At 65.3% G+C, this 7,158-nt stretch carries 8 protein-coding genes and 1 riboswitch; of the genes, 3 read left to right on the top strand and 5 right to left on the bottom strand.

All coding sequences use genetic code 11. The features are described from left to right. From B6V74_RS16135 to B6V74_RS16115, 5 genes are all read right to left on the bottom strand, one after another. Positions 1–98, bottom strand: a 98-nt coding sequence (locus B6V74_RS16135; protein WP_146694571.1) for an S-adenosylmethionine synthetase N-terminal domain-containing protein, incomplete at its 3' end; no start/stop codon positions are given. A gap of 7 nt (positions 99–105) precedes the next feature. Next, positions 106–155, bottom strand: a riboswitch (SAM-SAH riboswitch). Positions 156–165: 10 nt separating this feature from the next. Continuing rightward, complete coding sequence (gene lnt / locus B6V74_RS16130; protein WP_088723385.1) at positions 166–1,731, bottom strand: apolipoprotein N-acyltransferase; 1,566 nt, start codon at positions 1,729–1,731, stop codon at positions 166–168. Positions 1,732–1,749: 18 nt separating this feature from the next. Further along, positions 1,750–2,490: a hemolysin family protein gene (locus B6V74_RS16125; protein ID WP_306461393.1), complete on the bottom strand. Its 741-nt coding sequence runs from the start codon at positions 2,488–2,490 to the stop codon at positions 1,750–1,752. Positions 2,491–2,678: 188 nt separating this feature from the next. Continuing rightward, the gene (ybeY, locus tag B6V74_RS16120; RefSeq protein WP_088718516.1) at positions 2,679–3,176 is read right to left on the bottom strand and encodes an rRNA maturation RNase YbeY; all 498 of its coding nucleotides are present in this window, start codon (positions 3,174–3,176) and stop codon (positions 2,679–2,681) included. Beyond that, entirely contained in the window at positions 3,166–3,501 is a 336-nt protein-coding gene (locus B6V74_RS16115) for a DUF6476 family protein (RefSeq protein WP_088723384.1), read from the bottom strand. Before B6V74_RS16115 ends, ybeY begins: the two co-directional genes overlap by 11 nt. Here B6V74_RS16115 and B6V74_RS16110 point away from each other — a divergent pair. The 3 genes from B6V74_RS16110 (at position 3,500) to rpoH (ending at position 7,069) form a co-directional block, all read left to right on the top strand. Next, positions 3,500–4,552 (top strand): RluA family pseudouridine synthase, encoded by a 1,053-nt coding sequence (locus tag B6V74_RS16110; protein WP_088723383.1) that lies wholly within the window; start codon positions 3,500–3,502, stop codon positions 4,550–4,552. The genes B6V74_RS16115 and B6V74_RS16110 overlap by 2 nt on opposite strands. Then, positions 4,549–5,991 (top strand): cardiolipin synthase, encoded by a 1,443-nt coding sequence (gene cls, locus B6V74_RS16105; protein WP_075774966.1) that lies wholly within the window; start codon positions 4,549–4,551, stop codon positions 5,989–5,991. The genes B6V74_RS16110 and cls overlap by 4 nt, the downstream gene beginning before the upstream one ends. A 178-nt stretch (positions 5,992–6,169) precedes the next feature. Continuing rightward, the gene (rpoH, locus tag B6V74_RS16100) at positions 6,170–7,069 is read left to right on the top strand and encodes an RNA polymerase sigma factor RpoH (protein WP_075774967.1); all 900 of its coding nucleotides are present in this window, start codon (positions 6,170–6,172) and stop codon (positions 7,067–7,069) included. Positions 7,070–7,158 lie beyond the last annotated feature (89 nt).

The following is a 7,158-nucleotide window of genomic DNA, read 5'->3' as shown; positions in this document are numbered from 1 at the left end:
AAAGTATCGAGAACGGCATCCGAAATGCGGTCACAGACCTTATCGGGATGCCCCTCCGAAACGGATTCGGAGGTGAAGACGTAATTCGCGCGTGCCATGAAAGGGTGCTCCGTTGTTGATATCCCCACCCCGTCAGGAAGCCGTTGGGGTGGTTCGGCTTTCTAGCTAGGAGCGCCTGCCGGTCGGGTCAATCGAAATACGCGTAAAGAGTGAAAGAAGCGCCAAAGCTGCAACAATCAGCGCGATGAACGGTGCGTCGCCCAGCTTGGAATAGAGCGTCGGCGGCAGGCTTGGCGGCAGCGCCACGTCGAGCTTGCCCATCCGGTCGAGTCCGAGGCTGGCCGTGATCCGCCCCTTGGCGTCGATCATCGCAGTGACCCCGGTATTGGCGTCGCGCGCAAGCGGCAGGCCCTGTTCGATCGTGCGGAGCCGCGCCTGCGCGAAATGCTGATAGGGCCCGCTGAGCGTGCCGAACCACGCGTCATTCGTGACCTGCAAGATCCAGTCGGGCCGCTGCGGGAAGCCGCGCAGATCCTGCGGGAAGATCGCCTCGTAGCAGATCAGCGGCGCAACATGGCCGAGCTTGCCCAGATCGAGCAGTTTCTCCCCCGGCCCGGACGAATAGCCATTGCCGACCTGTGCGGCGAAGGCGGTGATCCCGATCTTCGCCAGCGCATCGCCGAAGGGCATGTATTCGCCGAACGGCACGAGATGGGATTTGTCGTAAAGCGCCTCGATCCGGTCATCGGGGGTGATGACGGCGAGCGAATTGAAATAGCGGCTGCCTTCACTGCGCTGCACCCCCATCGCGAGCGGGATGCCATTCGCCGCCTCGGTCGACATCTCCAGCCCGCCCTGCGGATGGTCGAGCAGGAAAGGCACCGCCGTCTCGGGCCAGACGATCAGGTCGGGCTTGGGCTGACCGGGCGCGGGATCGGCCTTCGTCAGGTCCAGCAGGCGCTGGAAGAATTTCATCCGGTATTGCGGCAGCCACTTCAGGTTCTGCGGCGCATTGGGCTGCACCAGACGCAGGGTGATCGGCTCGGGCCTCGGCGCCACCGGCGCGTTGAGCCGCGCCACCCCGCCGAGCCACAGCCCGACCAGCACGACCAGCGCCGCGCCCACGATTCCGAGGGCGGCAGGCATCCGCATCCCGCGCGTCATCGCGGGTGCGCTCGCGATCAGCAAGGTGATCAGGCTCAGCCCCAGCGGCCCGACAAAGGCCGCCGCCTGCGCGACGGGCGAGCCGATCCAGATATGGCCGACCAGCACCCACGGAAACCCGGTGAAGACGTAAGAGCGCAGCGCATCCGAGGCCGCCATGCCAAGCGCGATCCCGAGCGCACGCGAGCGCGGCCCCTGCCCCGCATAGGCCCCGAGCCCGTATCCGATCGCCCAGAATGCGCCCATCCCTGCGGCCATCAGGACCAGCGCGAAAGGCGCCATCCAGCCATAGACATCGGCCTCGACCATGAAAGGCTCGACGATCCAGAACATCGCGGCCAGCGCATAGCCGAAGCCGGTGGCGAACCCGATCCAGATCGTGGAGGCGCGCCAGCGTTCGGCGGAGGCGAACCAGACTGAGGCCGCCAGCGCGGGCAGCGCGATCCACCACAGACCGAGCGGCGCCTGCCCGGCGGCGAACAGAACACCGAAAAGCGCTGCCAGAGCCAAGCTCTGCCAGCGCGGGCGCAACGGTGCGCGAAAGCCCTCTCGGATGGTCGCGATCATGGGCGCGTCATAGCCCGCTCACTCGGCGGGCGCCACTCCCGGCAGACGTACGCGCAGACGTTTGATCCGGCGCGGATCGGCATCGACCACCTCGTATTCGACGCCGTTCTCGGTCACCACGACCTCGCCGCGCGCGGGCACCCGGCCAAGCTGCATGAAAACCAGACCGCCCATCGAATCGATCTCGTCATCGGCCTCCTCGTCGGAGAGCCGCATCCCGATCTGCGCTTCGAACTCGTTGACCGGCGCGCGGGCCTGCACGACCCATTGGCCGGGCTTTTCCTCGCGCCAATAAGCGTCGTCGGCCTCGTCATGCTCGTCCTCGATCTCGCCGATCACCTGTTCGATCAGGTCTTCTAGCGTGAGCAGACCGTCGACCCCGCCATATTCGTCGATCACCAGCGCCATATGGGTGCGCTGCACCTGCATCTTCTGCAAGAGCACGCCGATCGGCATCGACGGCGGCACGTAAAGGAGCGGACGGATCAGCTTGCGCAGCGAGAACCGGCCATTGCCCGATCCGAAGCCGTATTCCAGCGCCAGGTCTTTCAGGTGGACGAGGCCCAGAGGCGTATCCAGCGTTTCCTTGAAGACCGGCAGGCGCGAATAGCCGTGCTGGCGGAACTTCTCCACCAGCTCGTCGCGGGTGATGGAGACCGGAACGGCCTCGATCTCGACTTTGGGAATGGCGACATCGCCCACCCGCATCTTGCGCAGGTTCCCCAGCCCCAGCGGCGCTGGCGCGGGTTTGGGCGGCATTTCTACCTGTGGGGCCTCTTCTTCCATTGGGCGTTGCCCGAAAAAGCGGCTGAGCAACCCGCGCGAAGCGGGCTCCGAAGACTGACCGGGTTCTGCGTTTTCCGAACTACCGGTATTGGCGGAGGTAACTCCGTCGGCGACCTGTCCCATTGTTCCTTTCCGAAAGATGACGCGGAATGCGCCTAGTCTTACACATATGGGTTACGAATTCCTACGCTTTCAAGAAGCCGGATTTCGATTTGTTCCATAACTTGCGCATCTTCGTCGCGAATATGGTCATAGCCCAACAGGTGCAGCACCGCATGGATGAGCAGATGCAGCGTGTGATCTTCGACGGATTTGCCTTGTTCTTCGGCCTCCCGGGCGCAGGTTTCATAGGCGATCGCGAGGTCGCCGAGCTCGATCTCACCGAAGACATCGGGCGCGGGCGGTTCGGGGTGCGCGCCGGGCTCTTCCGCGCCGCGTTCTTCGGCGGGCCAGCTGAGCACATTGGTGGGCTTCGCCTTGTCGCGATATTCGCCGTTCAGCTCGGCGATGCGCGCATCGTCGCAGGCGAGCACCGAGAGGCGGCAGAGCTCCGTCTCGATTCCGCGATCCTCCAGCACCAGTGACGCGGCGCGGGTCATCAGGTCTTCGAGCCCGACCGTCTCCCAGCGGGGGTCTTCGATCTCGAGGTCAATTTCCATCGGAATTCCCGCCCTCCGTGCCAAGCGTCAGATCGCCCACCTTCTGCCCGGCCTTGTCATAGACCAACACCTGCCCCCCATCGGTCACCACCACAGTATAGTTGCGCGCGAAGGTCACGGCCTTGGCCTGTGCGCCCTCGGGCAGCGTGATCGCGGCGGGCAGTTGCGGCAGCGGATTGGGTTGCTGCAAGCGGATGACAAGCAGCGCCACGATCGCTACAAGCCCGACGATCATCACCGCCGCAAGCGTGGTCACCAGTATCTTGAGAAAGCGAAGATCGGGTGGCAGCGTGGTGGCAGGCTCTTCGTCAGGCAGGTCGGACATGAATAAGGAAATCCTCAGCATCGAGATCGGACCCGGCATGGGTCCCCGCCTTGATAAGGCCTTGGCGGCGGCTGTGCCAGAGGAAGCGGCGCTCTCGCGCTCGCGCTTGGCGAAACTGATCGCGGAGGGCTCGGTCAGCCGCGAGGGCGTGGCCGTGACCGATCAGAAGACCAAGGTCGCCGAGGGCGAGGTCTATCAGATCGCGCTGGAGCCTCCGAAAGAGGTCGAGACCGTCGCGCAGGACATTCCGCTGGAAGTGCTGTGGGAAGACGATGACCTGATCGTCGTGAACAAGCCCGCGGGCATGGTCACGCACCCCGCGCCGGGCACGCCCGAAGGCACGCTGGTCAACGCGCTGCTGCACCATTTCGGCGGGAATCTCTCGGGGATCGGCGGCGAGGCGCGCCCCGGCATCGTGCACCGCATCGACAAGGACACATCGGGCCTGCTCGTCGTCGCGAAATCGGACCGGGCGCATCACGGGCTCGCCGCGCAATTCGAGGCGCATACGGTTCATCGCCATTACCGCGCGCTTTGCCATGGCGTCCCGCAGGCTTCCGATCCGCGCCTTCGCGGGCTCAACGGTGTCAGCTTCGAGCAAGGCGGCGTGCTGAAGATCGTCACGCAACTCGCCCGCCACAAGACCGACCGGCAGAAACAGGCGGTGGTGGCCCATGGCGGGCGGCATGCCGTCACCCGGGCCCGCACGATCGAGGATTTCAACGGAACGGCGGCGCTGATCGATTGCTGGCTCGAGACCGGGCGCACCCATCAGATCCGCGTCCATATGGCCTATGCGGGTCACGGGCTGATCGGCGATCAGACCTATGGCGGCAAGCGCAAGATCTCGGAAAAAGCGGTGGGCGCGGCTGCGGCAGAGGCCGTGCGCGCCTTCCCGCGGCAGGCGCTCCACGCGGCGACGCTTGGCTTCGTTCATCCCGTCACCGGAGAGGAACTGTCCTTCGAGGCGCCCCTGCCCGGTGACATGACCGACCTGATCGACGCGCTGCGCGCCGCCTCGATGCCCCCTGCAGGCGGCACCGCCCCGTGAACGTCTGGTGGGCGGAGCTTCTGACGCTGCTGTTTCACTTCGGCAGTCAGGCGCTCGCGCTGCTGCGCGTGTTCACCCGTCCCGACAAGCCGCCCGCGGTGCGCGCAAGCTGGACGGTGCTTATCCTGTCGGTGCCGTTCCTCGGCGTCATCCTCTATATCCTGATCGGGGAGACGCGGCTCAACCAGCGCGTCGCGCGCAAGCTGCAGGCGACGGTCGCCGCCCTGCCCGCCCCCGATCCGGTCGAGCCCGCAGACCTCGAAGCCATCTCCCCGGCCTATCGCGCAGCCTTCGCCCGGGCCGCCGCGATCAACGGCTACGCGCCGAGTAGCGGCGATGCCATCGCCTTCCTGCCCGACCCTGCCGATCAGCTCGAACCGCTGATCGCCGATATCGACGCCGCCAGCCGAAGCGTGCACCTCATCACCTATATCTGGCTGACAGACCTGACCGGCATCGCGATGGCCGAGGCGCTGACCCGCGCGGCCGAACGCGGTGTGACCGTGCGCGTCCTCGTCGACGGGCTGGGCGCGCGCGGCTTCATCAAGTCGCGCCACTGGAAGGCGATGAAGAAGGCCGGAGTGAAGACCGCGATCGCCTTTTCCTTCCGCTGGCCGCTGTTCAAGCTCGCGACGATGCGGATCGACCTGCGCAACCACCGCAAGCTCGCCGTGATCGACGGGCATGTGGCCTATACCGGATCGCGCAACATCGCCGACCCGGAGTTCCGCATCAAGGCGCGCTTCGCGCCGTGGAAGGATGTCATGCTGCGGATCGAGGGGCCGCTCGCCGCCCAGCACCAGCACATCTTCGCGACCGACTGGGTGACGCATAGCCGGGAGGAAATCTCGGACCTCGTGATCCCCACTCCCGCCGCGCCGACCGCGCGGCCCGGAACGGCGGTCGCCTTCGCCACGGGGCCGATGCTGGACACGCGCGGGGTGCCGGATGTGTTCCTTGCGGTGATCGGGGCCGCGCGCGAGACGCTGACCCTCTCCACCCCGTATTTCGTGCCGGGCGAGGAAATCGCTTCCGCCCTGCGCGCCGCCAAGCGCCGGGGGGTGCGGGTGCAGGTGATCGTGCCGAGACGCAACGACTCGCGCTTCGTCGCCCATGCCGCGCGCAGCTTCTACCCGGTGCTGGCCGAGGCGGGCGTCGAGATCTGGGAGCACGGGCCGGGCCTGCTGCACGCCAAGACCCTGCTGGCCGATGGCCGCGTCGCGATCCTCGGCTCGGCCAATCTCGACCGCCGCAGCTTCGAGCTGAATTACGAGAATTGCGTGCTGATCGAGGACCACGAACTCGGTCTCGAACTGGGCGAACGCCAGCGCCACTGGATCGCGCAGGCCCGCCGCGTCGGACCGGAGCGGATCGCGGAATGGCCCCTGCACTGGAAAATCATCAACAACCTGATGTCGGTGCTCGCGCCGATCTTGTGAAGCGTCAGATGTTTTTTTACACATCCGCGACGGAAATCCCGTTACGATACGTTGATCTTTCTATGCGACTGCGTCAGGGCGGCTTTCGGTGAACCAATCCGCACTGCCTTGCGTTTCTTGAAAGAACGGGGGGCGATCCCCATATCGAGCAGCCGCCAAAAGGGAGACATGGGAGACGATGACGAGCTACACGAACCTTCCGGCCCCGAGTCCTGAGCAGGGGCTGAACCGCTACCTTCAGGAGATCCGGAAGTTCCCGCTTCTGGAGCCGGAACAGGAATATATGCTGGCCAAGAGCTGGGCCGACCACCAGGACACCGATGCCGCGCACCAGTTGGTGACGTCGCACCTGCGTCTCGCCGCGAAGATCGCGATGGGCTATCGCGGTTACGGCTTGCCGCAGGCCGAGGTGATCTCGGAGGCGAATGTCGGTCTGATGCAGGCCGTGAAGCGCTTCGATCCCGAGAAGGGCTTCCGCCTTGCGACCTACGCTATGTGGTGGATTCGCGCCGCGATCCAGGAATACATCCTGCGCTCGTGGAGCCTCGTGAAGCTGGGCACCACCTCGGCGCAGAAGAAGCTGTTCTTCAACCTCCGCAAGGCGAAGTCCAAGATCGGCGCCTATGAAGACGGCGATATGCGCCCCGAGAACGTCAAACAGATCGCGTCCGATCTGAACGTGACCGAGGAAGAAGTGATCTCGATGAACCGGCGGATGTCGGGCTCGGACGCCTCGCTGAACGCACAGATCGGCGCGGGTGACGAAGGCGGGGCCGCGCAGTGGCAGGATTGGCTCGAAGACGAGGATGCCGATCAGGCCGAGGCCTATGCCGAGACCGAGGAGATGGAAGCCCGCCGCGAGATGCTGATGGACGCGATGGACGTTCTCAACGACCGCGAGAAGGACATCCTGATGCAGCGCCGCCTGCGCGACGATCCCGTCACGCTGGAGGAACTCTCGGGCGTCTATGACGTCTCGCGCGAGCGTATCCGCCAGATCGAGGTGCGCGCCTTCGAGAAGCTGCAGAAGCGGATGACCGAACTGGCACGGGAAAAAGGCATGAACGTGCCCGCGTAACCCGCGAACAGTAACGAGTGCGAAAGTATGTCGCCGCTCCCTTCCCGGGGGCGGCGATTTTCTTTGCGCCGCGCCGCATAAGCATTACC

Origin of the sequence: Thioclava sp. F42-5 (assembly GCF_002213195.1) — a bacterium.
GTDB lineage: Bacteria > Pseudomonadota > Alphaproteobacteria > Rhodobacterales > Rhodobacteraceae > Thioclava > Thioclava nitratireducens.
The sequence above is the reverse complement of the archived record's forward strand: the minus strand, read 5'-3'. Positions and strand labels throughout refer to the sequence as shown.